Origin of the sequence: Luteibacter sp., assembly GCF_036499525.1 — a bacterium.
In the GTDB taxonomy this organism is placed as follows: Bacteria; Pseudomonadota; Gammaproteobacteria; order Xanthomonadales; family Rhodanobacteraceae; genus Luteibacter.
This window is the reverse complement of record NZ_DASYDO010000044.1, coordinates 1-19,329: the sequence shown is the minus strand read 5'-3', so window position 1 is coordinate 19,329 and position 19,329 is coordinate 1. Positions and strand designations below refer to the sequence as shown.

Below are 19,329 nucleotides of genomic sequence, written 5' to 3'. Positions count from 1 at the left end.
CGGGCCTTTTTTCGTTCCAACGGCCGGAAAATGGCCGGGGAATATCTCGGGTATATCTACGGCATGTCTAAGCGTTTGGCCAAAATTTGGACGGACGCCTTTGAGTCAACGTCGGTCGTCGTGGAGTAGTCAGTCCGGCAGCTTGTCGGCCAGTACGTCGGCCTTGCGGATCTGGGGCGCACCGGCGAGCAGATCGCTTGCGTTGGCCATCAACGCTGCGGCGACTTTGCCGTTCAGATGGGCGTCACGGCTTGCGTCGTCGCCGAATGCATCGAAAATCGCGAACGTGCTCTTGTCGAAACGCACGGCAAACCAGGCAGTGGTGCCGGGTTCGGCAGCGACAAGCCCCCTGGCGCTTTCGAGGAAGGCGGCGACGTCGTCTTCGCGGCCGGGCTTCGCGTGCAGTTCGACGTAAAGGCTTTTGGTGGTCATGGCTATCTCCGATGATGGGTGCGGAACGATCGGATACTGCGCCGTTGAGCGGCAGCGTAACGTTAAGGCGCGACGGCAGGGCCGGACGTTGCGTCAGTACCAGTACGGCATTAGTGTCGGACTCACTCAGTTCCGATCGCAGGGAGGTGCGGCAGGCACCCAGGCTGCACGTAGGTGTCCCTTACGTCGACATGTCGCTCAGTCCTCCTGGGCAATATGCCGCAACTGCCGCTCGAACTCCTCAGCCGGCTGGCCGCCCGAGATCAGGTACTTGTCGTTGACGATCACGGCGGGTACGCCGGTGATGCCCATACTCTGCCAATACCTTTCTTCTGAGCGCACTTCGTCGGCGTAACGATCCGACTCGAGAACGGTGCGGGCGGCGACGGGGTCGAGTCCCGCCTTCTCCGCTGCCGCGACAAGCGCATCGTGGTTGCCCGGATCGGTCTGCTCGGTGAAATTTACCGCGAACAGCTGTTGCTTGAGCTGGTACTGCCTGCCCTCGCCTTTCGCCCATGCCAGCAGGCGATGCGCGTCGAACGTGTTGTAGATGCGGCTGGTGTCCGAGGTGTTCATGGTGAAGCCGACTTCCGCTGCGCGCGCCTTGATGCGCTCGCGATTCGCACGCGCCTCGTCGGCCGCCATGCCATATTTCTTCACGATGTGGTCCAGCGTGTTTTCACCACCCATGACCATGTCCGGATTCAACTCAAAGGGGTGGAAGGTGATGTCCGCCTCGACGACGTCGCGCAGGTTCTGGAGGGCCTTCTCGAGCCCGCCCAGGCCAATGACGCACCACGGGCAGGCAATGTCGGAAACAAAGTCAATCTTGATATGGCGGGGCATGGCATGCGTACCTTTGGGTAGTATCGATATGAAAATCATACTCTGATAGGTGCCCGGCGCTGTGCTAGTGCGCGCGCGGACCAAAAGCGATCCAGGTTGGTCATGTGCTCTGGCAATGCGCATGATCCGGCGGCCGCCGGGAGATCGGACCACCCTTCCTTCGCAGAAAAAAGTAGTACATATTCAGAGCAGGTTGAGGGCAAGAGGTTGCTCCGAATGCACGATTCCACCCTTCCCGGTCGCCGGGGGTTCCTCCGGGCGTCTGTTCTCGGCGCACTGACACCGTTGCTGCCCGTGGAAAGGGCCGGCGCGTCGGCAAGGCCTGGATCCGCCGCCGTCTTCCCGCAAGAGCCCCTTGCACCGCAACCCTTCCAGTTGCTTCCCGCCGGCTCCATTCGTCCAACGGGCTGGCTACGGCGCCAACTGGAGATCCAGGCGGAGGGGCTCGGCGGCCGTGTGGACGAGACCTGGCCCGACCTGGGGCCGCATAGTGGCTGGCTCGGCGGACATGGCGAGTCGTGGGAACGCGGTCCCTATTTTGTCGACGGCCTCCTTCCACTGGCATGGCAGCTCGACTCGCCGGTACTTAAGGCGAAGGCACAGCGCTTCATCGACTGGACACTCGAAAATCCATGGCCCAGCGGCATGTTCGGCCCGGCATCGAACGACGACTGGTGGCCGCGCATGGTCATGCTGAAGGTGCTGACGCAATACCAGGAACTGACCGGCGATGCGCGCGTGCTGCCGTTCATGACGCGGTATTTCCATTACCAGTTGGGCGCATTGCCGGAACGGCCGCTGCGCGACTGGGGGCGCATGCGCTGGCAGGACGAAGTCGCTTCGGTCCTCTGGCTGCACGCGCGCACGCAGGATCCGAAGCTCCTCGAACTGGCGGCGCTGCTGAAAAAGCAGGGCTACGACTGGCAGGGCATGTTCGCCAACTTCCCTTTCAAGCAAAAAACCGACGCGAAGCTGGTCGAAGCCAAGGGCGGCAAGGACGCCTTCATGGAAGACGATGGATTGCAGGTGCACGGCGTCAATGTCGCCCAGGCACTGAAGGCATCGCCGGTGTGGTCGCTGGTGTCGCGCGACGCGGACGATCGCGCTGCCATCCATCATCAACTGGCGGAGCTCGACCGTTACCACGGCCTGCCCAACGGGATGTTTTCCGCCGACGAACACCTGGCCGGACGCAGTCCATCGCAGGGCATCGAGCTGTGCGCGGTCGTGGAGACCATGTACTCGCTCGAAACCGCGCTGGCCATTACCGGCGACGCCGTTCTCGGCGACCGGATCGAGCGTATCGCCTACAACGCGCTGCCGGGCGCCTTTACCGACGACATGTGGGCCCATCAGTACGACCAGCAACCCAACCAGGTGGAATGCAGCCTGCATCGCCGGCCCTGGACCACCAACGGACCCGAGGCGAACCTGTTCGGTCTCGATCCGCACTTCGGCTGCTGTACGGCCAACTTCCACCAGGGCTGGCCGAAGCTCACGGCAAGCCTGTGGATGGCCTGTGCCGATGGCGGTCTCGCCGCGACCGTCTATGCGCCCTGTCGCGTCAGCACGGTGGCACGCGGGGTACCCATCGAGATCGAGCAGGACACCGACTACCCGTTCCGGGACGACATCGTCATGACGTTGCGGCCGGTCTCGCCGGTGGCATTCCCCTTGCGCCTGCGCCTGCCGGCCTGGTGCCGCTCGCCGTCGGTGAGGATCAACGGCCAACCGGTGAAAGCGACTCCCGGCGAGGGTTTCCTCACCGTGGAACGCCGATGGGTAGCCGGCGACAAGGTGCAGCTTTCATTCCCTGCTGAGGTCGTCACTGAAAGAGGCTTCAACGACTCCGTCGGCTTCAGCCGCGGACCGCTGGTGTTCTCGTTGACGATCGGCGAGGCGTGGGTCAAGTGGCGCAAGCGCGGCCTCACGAATGACTGGCAGGTGTACCCGACCTCGCAGTGGAACTTCGCCGCCGGCGACCCAGGTACCGTAGAGCATCACCCGGTCGGTGCGCGTCCTTTCGCGGGTGCGACACCGGCGGTGACGCTCGCCGTACGGGGGAGGCTCGTGGCATGGAAAGCGGAAGAAGGGGCCGCCGATCCTGTGCCCATGAAACCGGCGATGGAGGACGGACCGGACACGACACTGCGTCTCGTACCTTATGCAGGTGCCAAACTGCGCATCACCTCGTTTCCGCCGCTGGCCTCCTGACGCGGAACGTTTTTGATAACGCAAAACGCCCCACGAGGGGGCGTTTTGCGTAACTGGCGGAGAGTGAGGGATTCGAACCCTCGATAAGGCTTTTGACCCTATACTCCCTTAGCAGGGGAGCCCCTTCGGCCTCTCGGGCAACTCTCCGTTTAACGAGCCAGCAAGGATACTTGCCCTTGCTTCGGCCGTAAAGCTTTTACTGGTCGTCCCCGGAATGGCCGGCGGGATCGTTCTCGTTCTTGATGCGCTGGTAAATTTCCTCGCGATGGACCGCGACATTCTTCGGCGCATTGATGCCTATGCGCACCTGGTTACCCTTCACACCCAGAACGGTGACGGTCACCTCGTCGCCGATCATCAGGGTTTCACCGACCCGGCGGGTCAGAATCAGCATGATTGATACTCCATAAAATCAGGTATTGGCTTCCCCACCAACGACAACCTCACCCCGAGTGCTTGCCGTCAATGGATCGACGTTTCGACCATCGAAGGCCGATCTGCCTTCCCCGGCTCTAGTTGTGTGTGTCGCTGACCAGCTGTCCTGCCATCTCGATCCGAAGGATCGATGTCGAAGGATGCTTTCGACATTCGGATGATACTAGCTGAGCCAAACCGGGGGACGCAACGCACGAATCCCCGAATACGTGCACCAGAACGCACTCGCAGCGCCCTGGCGACTACCCGGCCATGTTTCGTTCAGCGCAGACGTGCCTCAACCCAGGCCGGAATACCGGCGAGGATGCCCGGCAGGGACGGACTGTCAAGGCCGCCACCCTGCGCCATATCCGGACGGCCACCGCCCTTTCCTTCGATGCGGGAGGCGACCTCGGCCACCAGGTCGCCGGCCTTCACCTTGCCCAGCGCGGCGCCGCCGACGCCTGCCACCAGCGAAACGCGACCATCCACCGCACCCGCCAGAATGATCGCGCAGTCGCCTAGCTGCTGCTTCAGCACGTCCATGCTGTCGCGCAGCGACTTGGCATCCAGGCCTTCCAGACGGGCGGCCACCACCTTGATCCCGGCCACGTCGACAGCCGACATGGCGAGGTCGGCAGAGGCCGAGCTGGCCGCTTTGGCCTTGTACGATTCGATCTCACGCTCCAGCTTTTTCTGGCGATCGAACAGCTGGCGCAACTTGTCGATCACCTCGTCGCCGGTGGCCGCCAGCAGGCCCGAAACCTCGCCCAGGATGCGCTCCTCGTCGGCGACACGGGCCATGGCGCCGGCGCCGGTCACCGCCTCGATGCGGCGTACGCCTGAGGCGACCCCGGACTCGGACACAATCTTGAACAGGCCGATGTCGCCCGTGCGGCTCACGTGCGTACCGCCACACAACTCGGTGGAGAAACCACCCATCTGCAGCACGCGCACCTCGGCGCCGTACTTCTCGCCGAACAGCGCGATGGCACCGAAATCGATCGCCTCGTCGTAGCCCATGTGATGGACTTCCGCCTGCGCGTTGCGACGGATCTCGTCGTTGACCATGCGCTCGACCTGGGCAAGCTCTTCCGGCGTGACCGCCTTGAGGTGTGAGAAATCGAAACGCAGGCGCTCCGGTGCGACCAGCGAGCCCTTCTGCGCCACGTGGTCGCCCAGGACGGTCCGCAGCGCCGCATGGAGAAGGTGCGTCGCCGAATGGTTCAGGACGGTCGCCTGGCGCTGCGCGGCGTCGACGGACGCGGCGACCACGGCACCCTTCTCAAGCGGTGCCGAGCCCTGCCAGGTGCCGAAATGGGCGAAGAACGCACCGCCGACCTTCTGCGTGTCGGCCACGGCAAAGGCACCGGACGGGTTGCCCAGCGTGCCGGTATCGCCCACCTGGCCGCCGGACTCCGCATAGAACGGCGTGCGGTCCAGCAACACGAAGGCGTCTTCGCCATCGACGAGACGATCGATGGCCTTGCCCTCGCGAACGATGGCCAGGACCCTCGCGTCGGCAAGGTCGAGGTGGTCGTAACCAGTGAATACGGTAGGTGCCAGCGCGCTGGCCACCTCGGCCGGCAGCTGCGCCTTGGTGCCGAAGTTGCTGGCCGCGCGGGCGCGCGCACGCTGCTCGCCCATGCTGCGCTCGAAGCCCTCCATGTCCACGCTCATATCGCGTTCGCGCGCGATGTCGGCGGTGAGGTCGACGGGGAAACCGTAAGTGTCGTACAGACGGAACGCGTCCGCCCCGGGAATGATCTGTCCCGACTTCGCAGCGATGTCGTCGAAGAGGCGCATGCCGTTCTCGAGGGTTTCGCCGAAGCGATCTTCTTCCGTCTTCAGCGCCTGCTCCACGAAGGCCTGCTTCGCAGCCAGTTCGGGGTACGCCTCACCCATCTCGGCGACCAGCGGCGCTACCATCTTCCAGAAGAAATCGCCGCGCACACCGAGCATCCAGCCGTGGCGAAGCGCGCGACGGATGATGCGACGAAGCACGTAACCGCGCCCTTCGTTGGAGGGCAGGACGCCATCGACGATGAGGAAGGAACAGGCACGGACATGGTCGGCGATCACGCGCAGCGACTTGTTCGCCAGATCGGCGGTACCGGTCAGGCGCGATGCTTCCGCGATCAGGTGCGCGAACAGGTCGATTTCATAGTTCGAATGCACATGCTGGAGCACGGCGGCCAGGCGTTCGAGGCCCATGCCGGTATCGACGCACGGCGCAGGCAGCGGCGAGAGCGTACCGTCCGGGGCGCGGTCGAACTGCATGAACACGAGGTTCCAGATCTCGATGTAGCGGTCGCCGTCTTCGTCCGGCGATCCGGGCGGGCCACCGGCCACGTCCGCACCGTGGTCGTAGAAGATCTCGGTGCAGGGGCCGCAGGGGCCGGTGTCGGCCATCTGCCAGAAGTTGTCCGAGGCGAACGGCGCGCCCTTGTTGTCACCGATGCGGACGATGCGCTCCGCGGGCACGCCGACCTCCTTGTGCCAGATGTCGTAGGCCTCGTCGTCGGTGTGATAGACGGTTACCCATAGGCGTTCGGCCGGCAGCTTGTACACCCCCGTGAGGAGCTCCCAGGCATAGCGGATGGCATCGCGCTTGAAATAGTCGCCGAACGACCAGTTGCCCAGCATCTCGAAGAACGTGTGATGGCGGGCCGTGTAGCCCACCGCGTCGAGATCGTTGTGCTTGCCGCCGGCACGCAGGCAGCGCTGCACGTCGGCTGCGCGGACATAGCCCGGCTTTTCGCTGCCAAGGAAGACGTTCTTGAAGGGCACCATGCCCGAATTGGTGAACAGCAGCGTGGGGTCGTTCGACGGCACCAGCGATGCCGACGGCACGATGGTGTGGTCCTTGGAGCGGAAGAATTCGAGGAAGGTCGAACGGATGTCGGCGGTTTTCATATGCGATCGTGGCTTCGGAGCTGCGAGGCGTCTCGCGGGGGACGCTCCGTCCAGAATCAAGGCTCACTGCCTTCAGTCGTCGTCGGCGTCTTCCGCATCGGCGTGGGTAAGAACACGTACTGTGGCGGCGGCGAAGCCACGACGCAAGAGGAATTGCGCCCTGCGGGCCCGTTCCCCGGGATCGGCAACCGGTGCCCCGTAGCGCCGGCGCAACTGCTGGGCGGCAAGAACTTCCCAATCGACGGCCGCCGCCTCGATCAGCCGGCGGATAGTGGCGTCGCCGACGCCCTGGCTGCGCAGTTCGGCGCGGATGCGGGCGGGCCCATAGCCTTGCCCCACCCGGCTGCGGACGAGAGCTTCGGCAAAGCGGGTGTCGTCCTGGTAACCCTGGTTGCCCAGCCGCTCCACCGCGGCCGTGGATTCGTCACGCGCAAAACCGCCGCGCTCGAGCTTCTGCGCGAGTTCGCGGCGAGAGTGTTCGCGCCGGGCCAGCAGCCCAAGCGCCTTGTCGTAGGCGGTGCGGGTCGGGCGATCTGACTGGCGATCGTCCTTGCCCGCGCCGGGATCAGACTTCCTCGAGCGCATCCTGCTCGTTATCGCTGGCCGACGACGGGGTATCGCCCTTGCCCGGCTTCACCAGCAGGCGGGCACGCAACTCGGCGTCGACTTCGTTGGCGATGGCCGGGTTGTCGCGGAGGAACTGACGCACGTTCTCCTTGCCCTGACCGATGCGGTCGCCCTTGTAGCTGTACCAGGCGCCGGACTTGTCGATCAGGTTCTCGCGCACGCCCAGTTCGATGATCTCGCCCTCGCGCGAGGTGCCCTCGCCGTAGAGGATCTCGAACTCGGTCTGGCGGAACGGCGGCGCCACCTTGTTCTTCACCACCTTCACGCGGGTTTCGGAACCAATGACTTCATCGCCCTTCTTCACCGCGCCGATGCGACGGATGTCGAGGCGCACGGAGGCATAGAATTTCAGCGCGTTACCGCCCGTGGTGGTTTCCGGGCTACCGAACATCACGCCGATCTTCATGCGGATCTGGTTGATGAAGATGACGAGGCAGTTCGACTTCTTGATGTTGGCCGTGAGCTTGCGCAGCGCCTGGCTCATCAGGCGGGCATGCAAGCCAACGTGGGAGTCACCCATTTCGCCTTCGATTTCGGCCTTGGGGGTGAGCGCGGCGACCGAGTCGACCACGACCATGTCCACGGCGCCCGAGCGCACCAGCATGTCGGCGATTTCCAGGGCCTGCTCACCGGTATCCGGTTGGCTGACCAGGAGGTCGGCGACGTTGACGCCCAGCTTTTCGGCATAGCTCGGGTCGAGCGCATGCTCGGCGTCGACGAAGGCCGCCGTGCCGCCATCACGCTGGCAGGACGCGATGGCCTGCAGCGTCAGGGTGGTTTTACCCGACGATTCCGGACCGTAGATTTCGACGACGCGGCCGCGCGGCAGACCGCCGATGCCGAGGGCGATATCGAGGCCGAGCGAACCCGTCGACACGGTGTCGATCTGGTCGTCGACGCGGTCGCCAAGACGCATCACGGCACCCTTGCCGAACTGCTTTTCGATCTGGCCGAGCGCGCTCGCCAGCGCCTTGCGCTTGTTGTCGTCCATCGTGAATTCCAGTCTCGTGTGTAGGTGAGTATCTTGCCCGACCGTGGTCTCAGGGACTGCGATCCGCAGTCCCTCAGTTTGCCATAGCCAGCCGGGATCAGCCCTTCAGTTCGGCGGTCATTCCAACAAGCGCCGCGGCTACCGTCTGCCGCCTGACCGCCTCGCGATCCCCGTCAAAATGATAGAGCCGTGCGTGGGCGTAGCCCCCGCGCTGCTTCCAGCCGATCCAGACCGTGCCGACGGGTTTGTCCGGCGTACCGCCAGACGGGCCCGCGATGCCGGTGACCGCCACGGCGACGCCCGCGCCATACCTCGCGAGGGCGCCCGAGACCATTTCGAGAACCGTTTCCTCACTGACGGCACCCGTGCGCTCAAGGGTGCCCGGGTTGACGCCGAGCAGTGCTTCCTTGGCGCTATAGCTATACGAAACGACCCCGGCCTCGAACCAGGCCGAGCTCCCCGCCAGGTCGGTAAGCGTCTTCGCGATCCAGCCGCCGGTGCACGATTCGGCTGTGGCCACCATCACGCGCCTCTCCTGCGCGGCGGTCGCAACGTCACGGGCCAGCGCATCGAGGTCGGCATCGGTGGGGATGGGTGCGTCAGCCATGGGGGTCCTTGGGTAAAGGGAGCAGTTCTACTACCGGAGCTGATGTATGTCGATGCAGCCCTTCCGTATGCAAGTACGTAAGGGCGCGTTCATGCAACAGGTTGCCAGCCTGACGGGTCGCCTATATCATTTGCCACCATATGTTGCTCGAATAGGCTCGTTTCAGGTGCCATTCTGTAGCGATGACATGGCGCACCGCCCTTCAAAAGCTGGTGGGGTCACCCGCGCTCTCTGTGCGGCGAGCCCTCACTCCTCAAAGGGGCTGCAGCCCCTGATAACCCAGCCGACGTTTGTTCAGCATTCGTATGCCCGGAAAGCCATCCCGATGTAGCGCGAATGACACGCTGTACTGACAGCCTTCCATCCACCAAGGACAGACATGATGGTTACAATCGCAACCTTCACGAGCCATGCGCGTATTCGGCAAAATGCGGCTTCAGTTCGCACTGCCACTGAGACGGCCGTCAAGCCTCCGACGCGTTTCACGCATATTACACCTCCGGAATGTGTGACAAACATCCCAAAAACAGGCAAATTCGACCCTAGTCAAAAAACAGTTGTTGCGTTACCTTTACGCCGCGGACAGGGTCCGCTTAAGGGGTGGGGAATCCAAGGCTTCGACAGACGCAACTTTAGGTAGGCGACCCGGGATCGCCTCCGAAGGCGTACGGCCATTCTTCGCTGGCACGTAATGCAAGGGCGTCCTTGGCGCTTGTACAGGATGTTGTATGGATGATTTGCATGTCGCTCGAGGCCGTGTCGGCTCGAGACTGGCTCCAGCCAGGGGTCGTACATCCGCGAGCGGGACCACCGCAGCGGCTTCTCCATCGGGACAAGCCCTTTCCCGACACTCCCGCTCCAACCTTATTCCGACTGTTTTAAACGCTACGCCTCACGGCGAGGCCCCATCGTGCCTGCCGCTGCCGGCGCTTCATTGCCTTTCAATGACTTACGAGCCACGCGTGAAAACACACCTGTCTTCGAAGCTCTCTATCCTTGTCGTTGCCTCGTTGACGGCCCTGCTCTCCGCCTGCGGGACCCCGGCAGCCAAGGATTTCGGCGGCCGCTGGCGGCCGATCAATCGTTACGACGATAAGCCGGTCGAGATTCCGCTGGCCGTCCCGTACACCTATTACGCCGCTCCGATGGACGGCACGCTGAAAACCATGCTGACGCGCTGGACGAGCGACACCGGCACCCGGCTCTCGTATCGCCTGCGTTCCGATTTCACGCTGCCCAAGGGCGCGGCGGACATCCACACCTCGGAACTGCGCGACGCCGCCAGCCAGTTGAGTGCGATCTTCGCCCAGCAAGGCGTCACCGTGGTCGTGGACGGCCCGGAACTCGTCGTCGACGAAACCAGCAGCATCGTGCCCACCGCACCCGTTGCCGCCGAACCGCCACCCACGCCGGAAAAGCCATCCATTGCGCAAGCGCCGGATGCGACTGCCGCCGCAACGCCACAGACCCGCTAACCAGGCTCCCTCGATGCTCAACAAGAAGCAATCTCCGAAGATCGACGCTGCCGTGGCGAAATCGGTCGACTTCGAAATCACGGTTTCCGACCTGGCGCAGAAAAGCGAACGCCGTGCGTGGATGGTTGCCTTCTGCGCGATTTCGATGTCGTTGATTCTCGCCGGTGCCCTTTTCTACATGCTGCCCCTGAAAGAAAAGGTGCCGTACATCGTCCTGGCCGATGCGTATACCGGCATGAGTTCGGTAACGCGCATCACCGACGACGTGATCAATCGCCGCATCACCGCCAGCGAGGCCATCAACCGCAGCAACGTCACCCACTTCATCCTCGCGCGCGAATCGTTCGACGTGACGATGATCAACCTGCGCGACTGGGCCACCGTGCTGACGATGGCGGCGCCGAATGTCGCCAAGGCATACACCGACCTGCATGCGCTGGACAATCCCAACGCTCCGTACAAGACCTATGGCCGCGATCGCGCCATTCGCGTGAAGATCTCCAGCATCATTCTCATCGGCGGCGACAACGGTACGACACCGAAAGGTGCGACGGTCCGTTTCCAGCGCAGTGTCTACAACAAGGTATCCGGCCAGATCGTCCCGCTGGACAGCAAGATCGCCACGCTGGCGTTCTCGTACAAGCCGAACCTGAAGATGGACGACCAGTACCGAGTGGAAAACCCGCTCGGCTTCCAGGTCACCGACTATCGTGTCGACAGCGACTATGCGGAGCCGCCGCCGCCCGAGAGCGAGGTGCCCGCCGCGGCGCAAGCTCCGGCAGCTGCTACACCCATCCCCGCACAACAGCAGCCCGCTTCGCTGGCAGCACTGCCGGAGCCGCCCATTCCCGTCGATGGCGCACCTGCCGCGGTCGCTCCTGCGCAGGCAGTCGCGCCGCAGTCCACCACTCCCGTCCAACCGAACGCCGCCAACGGAGGGCGCCGTCGATGAAACATCGCACCTTGTTACGGCTTTCCCTGGCCGCCTGCCTGATAGCGACCGGCATGACCGGTGTCGTCCATGCGCAGGTCGTCACGCCATACCAGTACGAGCCCGACAAGATCTACACGGTCCGCACGGGCCTCGGGATCACGACCCAGATCGAACTCAGCCCCAACGAAAAGATCCTCGACTACAGCACGGGTTTCAGCAGCGGCTGGGAACTCACCCGTCGCGACAATGTGTTCTACGTGAAGCCGAAGAACGTCGACGTCGACACGAACATGATGATTCGTACCGCGACGCATTCGTACATCTTCGAACTGAAGGTCGTCGCCACCGACTGGAAGACGCTTGAGCAGGCGCGCCGGGCCGGCGTGCAGTACAAGATCACCTTCACCTATCCCTCGGACACCAGCTTCCTCGCCGAAACGAAGAAGGTAGCTGAGACGCCGGAACTCGACACCGCGCTGGTCAAGGGGCGCGACTACAACTTCGACTACGACTACGCCATGAAGCGCAAGACCGCGCCTTGGCTGGTGCCGACCAACGTCTACGACGATGGCCGTTTCACGTACATCAAGATGCCCGACCTGAAGCAATTCCCCACTGGGAACTTCCCCACGGTGTACATGCGTGAGAAGGAACATGGCGAGGATTCGGTGGTGAACACCACGGTCGAGGGGAACACCATCGTTGTCCATGGCACGTACAGCTACCTGGTCATCCGGCACGACAACAACGTCGTGGGTCTGCGAAGGAACACGAAGAAGTGAGCCCGAATAATCCTTATCATCCGGAAGACGAGACCCGCGACGACCACGTGTCACCGCCGGGAAATGGTGACGAGCACGCCGATCCGCTCGCAGGCAATCCGTATTCGACGCAGCGCCGCCAGGCGCCGCCGCCGGACCTCGATGCCGGCGCACCGCAGCTCCCCGCCGCCGATATGCGTCGGATGAACCGCCGCGCCCTTGCCTTCCTCGCCGGCATCGTGGCGCTGCTGCTTTTCGCCGCCTGGTTCTTCATCAGCGGCGGCAGTTCCACGCCGGCGCCGAAGAAGGCCAAGGCGGAAGAGACGGTCACGATTCCCGACGCCCCCCGGGTCGCGCCAATGCCGGAAGCGGCGCCCAGGCTTCCCCAGCCGATCGCGCTGGCACCGCCCCCGCCGCTTCCGTCGACACTTCCTCAACGTCCTGCCGCCACGCCGCAGGTGCGCACGGGTCCGTCGCTCATGGAGCGTCGCATGATGGATACCGAAGCCGCGCAGATCGCGGGTGGCGGTGGACAGTCAGGCGGTGGCGGCGGTCCGGGCGGCCCGGCAGGTCCCTTCGGAATGGTTCCCGGCATGCCCTACCCCGGCGCGCCGGGTGGCGTACCGGTGAACTCCGCCTACAGTGCCAAGGCGCTGCCGGAGGTCTCCAATGCCTCGCCCCTCACCCATCCGGACACGCTCATGCTGCGCGGCACGTTCATCCGCTGCGTGCTGGAGACGAGGATCATCACCGATATCCCCGGCTTCACCTCCTGTGTCGTCACCGAACCGGTGTACTCGTTCACGGGCAAGCGCCTGCTCCTGCCGAAGGGCTCGAAGGTGCTAGGCAAGTACGAGATGGAACCCAACGGTCCGCGCGTCGCGGTCATCTGGGATCGCATCGTCACGCCCACGGGCATCGACGTGAACATGGCCAGCCCAGGCATCGACACGCTGGGCGGTGCCGGTCACCCCGGACATTACAATGCCCACTGGGGAAGTCGTATCGGTGCCGCGTTGCTGATCTCCCTGCTGAGTGACGCATTCAAGTACGAGGCTGCCGAGCACGGACCGTCCCAGACCACCATCAGCAATGGTGTGGTCACGCAGAGCCCGTTCGAGAGCAACACCGCGGAGTCGATTCAGCAGATTGCCAATTCGGCCGTACAGCGCGCCGTCAATCGCCCCGCGACCGTCACGATCAACCAGGGCACGGTGCTCGCCATCTACGTCGCCAAGGACGTGGATTTCAGCGGCGTCGTGGCGCGGTACTGATCGATATGAACGAACCCGCGCTCGCCGCCGTCGGAAACGACTTCCTGGATTACCAGTACGAAGTGCTGGGCATCCGGGACTACCTGTCGTCTTCCGACGTCACCGAGATCTGCATCAACAAGCCCGGCGAACTCTATCTGGAGCGCCGCGGCCAGTGGCAGCGCGTGGATGTGCCGTCGCTCACCTTCGACCGTGCACGGCAGTTCTGCACCGCCGTGGTCAACGAAAGCAATACCGGCCAGCGCATCACCGATGTGGACCCGGTGGTTTCCCTGACCTTTCCCACGGGCCAGCGCGCCCAGTTCGTTATCCCGCCTGCCTGCGAGGCCGGGCGGGTTTCCATCACGATCCGCTTGCCCTCGCGCCAGAACAAGACGCTGGCGCAGTACCAGGAAGACGGTTTCTTCGACCAGATCCTGGAAGGTGCAAACACCATCACCGAGGCGGACCGGGAGTTGCTGGAATTGCGCGCCGAGCGCCGCTACGCGGACTTCTTCCGCCATGCGGTGCTGAGCAAGAAAAACATCGTCGTCGCCGGCGCCACCGGCAGCGGCAAGACCACCTTCATGAAATCGCTGGTAGGACATATCCCGGACGACGAACGCCTGGTCACCATCGAGGATGCGCGCGAACTGTTCATCGACCAGTCCAACGTCGTCCACCTGCTCTATTCGAAGGGCGGCCAGAGCACCACCAACGTCACCGCGAAGAGTTGCATGGAAGCCTGCCTGCGCATGAAGCCCGACCGGATCATCCTCGCCGAGCTTCGCGGCGACGAGTCGTTTTACTTCATACGCAACTGCGCATCGGGACATCCCGGATCGATCACCAGCTGCCATGCGGGCAGCGTGGAGCAGACCTGGGACCAGCTCGGCCTGATGGTGAAGGCCTCCAACGAAGGCGCAGGGCTCGAATTCTCGACGATCAAGCGATTGTTGATGCTCACGATCGACATCGTCGTCCATATCAAGGCGCACGCCGGACGCCGCCACATCACCGGCATCGACTTCAACCCGGCCCGGGGCCTTGCTCCGGACGGGGGGTAACACGCGAAACACAACGGTCATTAGACAGGAGTTGTAACGGTGGTACCAGGAATGGAAATGATGGCTTGCCCCAATCTCGCCGTACCGGTCGAGGTGATGCAGCATGTCGTGAACGTCGAGTCGTCGCGCAACCCGTTCGCCATCGGCGTCGTGGGTGGGCAACTTGTGCGTCAGCCCGCGGACCTCGGCGAAGCCGTGGCGACGGCACGCATGCTCGAGGCGAAGGGCTACAACTATTCCCTGGGCGTCGCGCAGGTCAATCGGGCGAACCTCGGCAAGTTCGGACTCGACACCTACGAGAAGGCTTTCGACCTGTGTCCTAATCTCGTCGCGGGATCACAGATCCTCGCGCAGTGCTATGCCAATGCCGGCGGCGATTGGGGCAAGGCCTTCAGCTGCTATTACTCCGGCAACTTCACTACCGGCTACGAGGACGGCTACGTCCAGAAGATCTTCGATTCGATGGCGCGCCAGAACGCGTTGGCCACGAATGCCATACCGATACCCCTGGTGATCACGCCGGCGACGGTATCCGGCAAAGGGGCGACCGTTCGCCCTCTCGATGGTTCTGCCTATCGTGTGGCCATGCGCAGCGTGGCGGACGCTTCGCTCGCCTTCGCGATGTCACCTGTTGTCGCGAAGGCCGCGGGGCTCCCGCCACCCAGTCGCGCTGTCAAACCTTCCGCCAATCCTGCCGTGCCCGAAGCGTTGCCCGATGCCGCATCCATCGCGCAGGCATTGCAGGCCATACAGGCCGCACGGAGTCAGGTCAATGCGACGGGTTCGGCCCCAGCCGACGGCAACGGCGTTTTCGAACCGCAAGTGCAGGGGCCTGACGATCCGGCCCCCTCATCCGTCGCCACGCCAGCGCCTTCCTCGACACCCGCCGGCGATCCGGCGGACCTGCGCCGTGGAGGAGCCGATGGCGCCTTTGTTTTCTGACCTGCTTCCGCCTTCATCGGAGGCCTGTCATCGCGAAACCGGCTACGGAGTTCGTAGCCGTCCTCAACCCGGCCGCACACAATCGGCCGCACCCCGCCCAGTAATACGAAGGAACTACGAGATGTCCAAACTGCCCAGCATCCCGACCGACCGCACGTCGCTCAACAAGGTGGTGATCTTCTTCATGATCGCCGCTGTCCTTCTCCTGCCGTCGATCAGCCTGGCCCAGAACGTGGCTGAAACCTCGAAGAAGGTCTGCGGCTTCTTCGAGAACATCAATTCGCTGCTGAATGCCGCCTCCATCGTGGTCGTGACCATCGCGGTGATCTTCTCCGGCTACCAGATCGCCTTTGCCCACAAGCGCATCGCCGATGTCGCGCCCGCCCTAGTCGGTGGTGTCCTGATCGGCGCTGCCGCCCAGGTGGCGAAGATGGTCGTCGGTGGCAGTGGCGACACGACCGCATGTGCCTCCAGCAGCGGCGGCGGCGCGACGTTCCTCATGGAGTCGCTGCAGACCGCGATGCACCTGCTGCACCTCCATGCATAAGAACGCGCTTTTCCGCGGCTGCACGCGTCCTCCCATGTTCATGGGCGTGCCCTATGTACCGTTCTTCGTGGGGGCGGGCAGCGGCTTGCTGATGGCGATGTATTTCAACATGTGGTTCCTCCTCTGGATTCCCTTGTCCATCGTCGTCATGCGCCAGATGGCGCGTCGCGACGAACTGATCTTCCGGCTGCTCGGACTGCGTCTTCAGTTCCGGACGCGGGTGAGGAACCTGGCGGAGCACGAAGGTACCTGGGTGTTCACGCCCAATAGTTATCGCGAGCCAGGCAAGGCTAAACGATAAGGCATCCCTCGCCCTGGCAGATACCTGCCAGGGCCTTTCCAGCGCGTCTCACGGTAGACAGAGCCATGTTCATTCCAGATGCAGCGATCGGCGAATTCATTCCCTTCTCAACCCACGTCTCGCCGACCGTCCTCAAGACGACGGGGGGCGATTTCCTGCTCGTGTGGCGCCTGGGCGGCCTGCCCTTCGTGGGCCGTGAGGAGTGGGAGATTGAACACCGTCACAACACGTTCAACCGCATGCTGCAGACGCTGCGTGCGCCGGACTTCGTGAACGTGGCTTTCTGGGTCCACGACATCCGCCGCCGTCGCGGCATCAAGGACAAGAGCAAGTTCCAGCATCGTTTCAACCAGGAACTGTCCGAGGGCTACTACACCTCGCTCTCCGGCCAGAAACTGATGCAGAACGAGCTATACCTCACGATGATCTATCGCCCCGTGGTATCGGGAAAGCGATTCGTCGAGAAGTCCTCCAACGCCGAACGTCTTCTGTCCGAGCAGGCACAGGCCATTGCCACGATCCTGGAACTGGCAGGCAACGTGGAGGCCGTGCTCAAGGACTACGCGCCGAACCGCATGGGCATGTACGAAGCGCCCAACGGCGTCGTGTTCTCCGAAGTACTTGAGCTTTACGGATACATCCTCAACCGCCTGGATGAGCCGGTTCCCGTACTGACGGCAGCCGTGAAAGATTACCTTTCTGTCAGCCGGCAGCGCTTTTCGTCGAAAACGGGCGACTTCGTGCTGACCACGCCCGATGGGGTCAACCACTTCGGCGCGATCCTCAACATCAAGGAATACGTCGAGGGTACCTACCCGGGAATCCTCAACGGCTTGAAGTACCTCGATTTCGAATACGTCATCACCCACTCCTTCAGCCCCATGGGCAGACAGGACGCGCTCAAGGCCCTGGAGCGCACCAAGGGCATGATGATCTCGTCCGGCGATAAGGCCGTCAGCCAGATCATCGAGATGGACCAGGCCATGGACCAGCTCGCGTCCGGCAACTTCGTGCTTGGTGAATACCACTTCACCATGGCGGTGTACTCGACGGCACAGGACGTACTTTCGCAGCAGATTGCCGCGACGCGCGCGGAGCTCTCCAACGCCGGCTTCGTCTCGGTGAAGGAAGACCTGGCCGTTACGTCCGCGTTCTACGCGCAGTTTCCGGGTAACTGGAAGTACCGGACTCGCCTCGCCAACGTCAGTTCGCTCAACTTCCTGGGCCTGTCGCCCCTGCACAACTTCGCCACGGGAAAGAAGCAGAACAATCCCTGGGGCGATTGCGTCACCACGCTGCAGACGACGAACGGCCAGCCGTACTTCTTCAATTTCCACGCCACGCATCCCGCCGAGAACTCGTTGGGCGAGAAGGCCATCGCCAATACGATGGTCATCGGCAAGTCCGGCACCGGCAAGACGGCGCTGATCAACTTCCTCCTGAGCCAGGTGCAGAAGCTCGATCCGGCGCCGACCATCTTCTTCTTCGACAAGGACCGCGGCGCCGAGATCTTCGTCCGCGCATGCGGCGGCAACTACCTCGCCCTGGAAAACGGCAAGCCCACGGGATTCAATCCGTTCCAGTGCGAGCGCACGGAAGAGAACGTCCAGTTCCTGGCCGATCTCATCAAGGTGCTGGCCGGGAAGAGCGTGTACAGCTCGCGCGAGGAAGAGGACATCTATCGCGCCGTTGAGGCGGTCCTCGACATCCCCATGCACCTGCGAAGCATGACGAATTTCCAGAAGAACCTGCCGAACCTCGGCGACGACGGCCTCTTCATCCGTATGCGCAAGTGGACCGCTGGCAACTCCCTCGGATGGGTCTTCGATAACCCCCGCGACACCGTGGACCTGTCCCGGGCCAACATCATCGGCTTCGACTACACAGAGATCATCGACAACCCGGAAGTCCGTGCGCCAGTCATCAACTACCTCCTGCATCGCCTCGAGGCCCTGATCGACGGCCGCCGGCTCATCTACGTCATGGACGAGTTCTGGAAGATCCTGGATGGAAAGGGCGGCCTCAAGGAGTTCGCCAAGAACAAGCAGAAGACCATTCGCAAGCAGAACGGCATGGGCATCTTCGCTACGCAAAGCCCCGAGGACGCGCTGGCCAGCGACATCTCGGCCGCGCTCATCGAGCAGACCGCCACGATGATCCTCCTTCCGAACCCGAACGCCAGTCGCGAGGACTACGTCGACGGCCTCAAGCTCACCGACGCCGAGTACCAGGTGGTCGTAAGCCTGGACGAGCGCTCGCGCCGCTTCCTGGTCAAACAAGGCCATGCCTCGGCCGTATGCCAGTTGAACCTGCGTGGCATGGACGACGCGCTGGCAGTGATCTCCGCGTCCACGGACAACATCGAAATCATGCACGAGATCCTGGCCCGGCAGGCCGAGGACGCGGGCGTACCGCCAGACGACCTCACCCCCGACCAGTGGTTGCCGTCTTTCTACGAAAACCGAAAGGGTAGCGGCAAGAAGCCGTCACCCGCCTCCCCCACGACACGCCCTGCCCGTTCGGCGGCTCGCTGACCCCTGGAGACCACCATGGCTATCCAAATCGAACATCATCGTTACGCCTCCCCGATTCGCCGGCTCCTCGGTGCCTCGGTGCTTCTTCTGGCCTTGGGTTCCATTGCTCCTGCTGCGCATGCGCAGTGGGCGGTCAACGATGCCACAGCCAACAGTACGCTGGAGCAAATCCAGACGAATACTAATAAGACCGCCGAAAAAACCACCGATATCGACCAGCAGACCACCGACATGAACACGGTGCTCGGCAAGACGGTCGGTGAGGGCTTAACGATCAACGGCAATATCAATGCCATCAACGAAAAGCTGAAGATCGGTGCGGTCAAGGACAGCCAACCGGGCCCTCGTGTGGGAAACCCCGTGAAGGAACTCCCCGCGGATTCGACGGTGCTGGACGACGGCACGCGCTGCAAAGCCGTTGCCCAGCCTCAGCGGCCGACCTGCGAGCAAATCGTCGGCCTGGAGAAC

At 63.2% G+C, this 19,329-nt stretch carries 17 protein-coding genes, 1 tRNA gene and 1 pseudogene; 11 read left to right on the top strand and 8 right to left on the bottom strand.

Features of this window, described 5'->3' with window-relative positions:
• Window positions 1-129: 129 nt before the first annotated feature.
• Together VGM71_RS08815 and VGM71_RS08810 are read right to left on the bottom strand one after the other, a co-directional pair.
• A complete protein-coding gene (locus VGM71_RS08815) occupies window positions 130-432 on the bottom strand; it encodes an antibiotic biosynthesis monooxygenase (protein WP_331544120.1) in 303 nt (100 codons plus the stop codon).
• Between the two features lie 198 nt (window positions 433-630).
• Window positions 631-1,278: a DsbA family oxidoreductase gene (locus tag VGM71_RS08810; RefSeq protein WP_331544118.1), complete on the bottom strand. Its 648-nt coding sequence runs from the start codon at window positions 1,276-1,278 to the stop codon at window positions 631-633.
• Between the two features lie 216 nt (window positions 1,279-1,494).
• Here VGM71_RS08810 and VGM71_RS08805 point away from each other — a divergent pair, with 216 nt between their 5' ends.
• Window positions 1,495-3,492 (top strand): beta-L-arabinofuranosidase domain-containing protein, encoded by a 1,998-nt coding sequence (locus VGM71_RS08805; RefSeq protein ID WP_331544115.1) that lies wholly within the window; start codon window positions 1,495-1,497, stop codon window positions 3,490-3,492.
• 54 nt (window positions 3,493-3,546) lie between these two features.
• On the opposite strand, the gene VGM71_RS08800 is transcribed toward VGM71_RS08805, so the two are convergent.
• The 6 genes from VGM71_RS08800 to VGM71_RS08775 all read right to left on the bottom strand — a co-directional run bounded on the left by VGM71_RS08800 (window position 3,547) and on the right by VGM71_RS08775 (window position 9,047).
• Window positions 3,547-3,639, bottom strand: a tRNA-Ser gene (locus VGM71_RS08800).
• 49 nt (window positions 3,640-3,688) lie between these two features.
• A complete protein-coding gene (gene csrA / locus VGM71_RS08795) occupies window positions 3,689-3,886 on the bottom strand; it encodes a carbon storage regulator CsrA (RefSeq protein ID WP_072323041.1) in 198 nt (65 codons plus the stop codon).
• A 302-nt stretch (window positions 3,887-4,188) separates the two neighbouring features.
• Complete coding sequence (gene alaS / locus VGM71_RS08790; RefSeq protein ID WP_331544111.1) at window positions 4,189-6,822, bottom strand: alanine--tRNA ligase; 2,634 nt, start codon at window positions 6,820-6,822, stop codon at window positions 4,189-4,191.
• Between the two features lie 72 nt (window positions 6,823-6,894).
• On the bottom strand, window positions 6,895-7,407 hold the full coding sequence (locus VGM71_RS08785) for a regulatory protein RecX (RefSeq protein WP_331544108.1): 513 nt from the start codon (window positions 7,405-7,407) through the stop codon (window positions 6,895-6,897).
• Entirely contained in the window at window positions 7,388-8,440 is a 1,053-nt protein-coding gene (recA, locus tag VGM71_RS08780; RefSeq protein ID WP_331544105.1) for a recombinase RecA, read from the bottom strand. The genes VGM71_RS08785 and recA overlap by 20 nt, the downstream gene beginning before the upstream one ends.
• Window positions 8,441-8,537: 97 nt before the next feature.
• On the bottom strand, window positions 8,538-9,047 hold the full coding sequence (locus VGM71_RS08775; RefSeq protein ID WP_331544103.1) for a CinA family protein: 510 nt from the start codon (window positions 9,045-9,047) through the stop codon (window positions 8,538-8,540).
• A gap of 944 nt (window positions 9,048-9,991) precedes the next feature.
• Here VGM71_RS08775 and VGM71_RS08770 point away from each other — a divergent pair.
• From VGM71_RS08770 to VGM71_RS08725, 10 genes and pseudogenes are all read left to right on the top strand, one after another.
• A pseudogene (locus VGM71_RS08770) lies at window positions 9,992-10,399 on the top strand (hypothetical protein); the annotation flags it as partial.
• 136 nt (window positions 10,400-10,535) lie between these two features.
• The gene (locus VGM71_RS08765; RefSeq protein ID WP_331544102.1) at window positions 10,536-11,474 is read left to right on the top strand and encodes a type IV secretion system protein; all 939 of its coding nucleotides are present in this window, start codon (window positions 10,536-10,538) and stop codon (window positions 11,472-11,474) included.
• Window positions 11,475-11,527: 53 nt separating this feature from the next.
• Window positions 11,528-12,238, top strand: a complete 711-nt coding sequence (locus tag VGM71_RS08760; RefSeq protein ID WP_331544161.1) for a TrbG/VirB9 family P-type conjugative transfer protein — start codon at window positions 11,528-11,530, stop codon at window positions 12,236-12,238.
• Complete coding sequence (locus VGM71_RS08755) at window positions 12,235-13,491, top strand: TrbI/VirB10 family protein (RefSeq protein WP_331544100.1); 1,257 nt, start codon at window positions 12,235-12,237, stop codon at window positions 13,489-13,491. Before VGM71_RS08760 ends, VGM71_RS08755 begins: the two co-directional genes overlap by 4 nt.
• 5 nt (window positions 13,492-13,496) lie before the next feature.
• Window positions 13,497-14,537 (top strand): P-type DNA transfer ATPase VirB11, encoded by a 1,041-nt coding sequence (gene virB11 / locus VGM71_RS08750; protein ID WP_331544098.1) that lies wholly within the window; start codon window positions 13,497-13,499, stop codon window positions 14,535-14,537.
• A gap of 51 nt (window positions 14,538-14,588) precedes the next feature.
• The gene (locus tag VGM71_RS08745; RefSeq protein WP_331544096.1) at window positions 14,589-15,479 is read left to right on the top strand and encodes a lytic transglycosylase domain-containing protein; all 891 of its coding nucleotides are present in this window, start codon (window positions 14,589-14,591) and stop codon (window positions 15,477-15,479) included.
• 121 nt (window positions 15,480-15,600) lie between these two features.
• The gene (locus tag VGM71_RS08740) at window positions 15,601-16,026 is read left to right on the top strand and encodes a TrbC/VirB2 family protein (protein ID WP_331544093.1); all 426 of its coding nucleotides are present in this window, start codon (window positions 15,601-15,603) and stop codon (window positions 16,024-16,026) included.
• Complete coding sequence (locus VGM71_RS08735) at window positions 16,019-16,327, top strand: VirB3 family type IV secretion system protein (protein ID WP_331544090.1); 309 nt, start codon at window positions 16,019-16,021, stop codon at window positions 16,325-16,327. The genes VGM71_RS08740 and VGM71_RS08735 overlap by 8 nt, the downstream gene beginning before the upstream one ends.
• A 65-nt stretch (window positions 16,328-16,392) precedes the next feature.
• Window positions 16,393-18,861, top strand: a complete 2,469-nt coding sequence (locus tag VGM71_RS08730; protein WP_331544088.1) for a VirB4 family type IV secretion/conjugal transfer ATPase — start codon at window positions 16,393-16,395, stop codon at window positions 18,859-18,861.
• A gap of 15 nt (window positions 18,862-18,876) precedes the next feature.
• Window positions 18,877-19,329 (top strand): hypothetical protein (locus tag VGM71_RS08725; RefSeq protein ID WP_331544086.1); only part of this gene is annotated, 453 nt, incomplete at its 3' end.